Origin of the sequence: Desulfovibrio sp. JC022 (assembly GCF_010470665.1) — a bacterium.
Lineage (GTDB): Bacteria > Desulfobacterota > Desulfovibrionia > Desulfovibrionales > Desulfovibrionaceae > Maridesulfovibrio.
This window is the reverse complement of record NZ_VOPZ01000092.1, coordinates 1-482: the sequence shown is the minus strand read 5'-3', so window position 1 is coordinate 482 and position 482 is coordinate 1. Positions and strand designations below refer to the sequence as shown.

Here is a 482-nt window from a genome sequence, read left to right as displayed (position 1 = left end):
TGCGACGACCTACTTTCCCACTGGCTACCCAGCAGTATCATCGGCGATGGAGAGCTTAACTTCCGAGTTCGGAATGGGGTCGGGTGTGACCTCTCCTCAGTGGTCGCAAGCAAATTTTGCTTGCTCTCGATGAGCAAAATATATGGTTAAAATAGAGAAGAATTATTCCAGTTCAGAGAGCCTTCAGGCTCGATTCTGAGTGCTTAACTTTACTTAGGGTGCGTCAGATGTGGATTTTCAAATTTCATTTGTTGGCGAAGCGTATCTTAATACGTGAGCTGACAAATTAAATTTTAAAATTCGCAGATGGCGTGCCATAAGCAAAGTTAAGGGAAGAGAAGAAAAATAAGTCGCACGATTTATTAGTACTGGTCAGCTGAATGCATTGCTGCACTTACACCTCCAGCCTATCAACCAGGTGGTCTACCTGGAATCTTTAGATGCATAAAGCATAGGGACAACTAATCTTGAGGCAGGCTTCC

The 482-nt window shown here is 44.0% G+C and carries 2 rRNA genes; both read right to left on the bottom strand.

The window, feature by feature from the left end:
• Positions 1–111 (bottom strand): 5S ribosomal RNA (gene rrf, locus FMS18_RS20350); the annotation flags it as partial.
• A gap of 230 nt (positions 112–341) precedes the next feature.
• Positions 342–482: ribosomal RNA gene (locus FMS18_RS20345) — 23S ribosomal RNA — on the bottom strand; the annotation flags it as partial.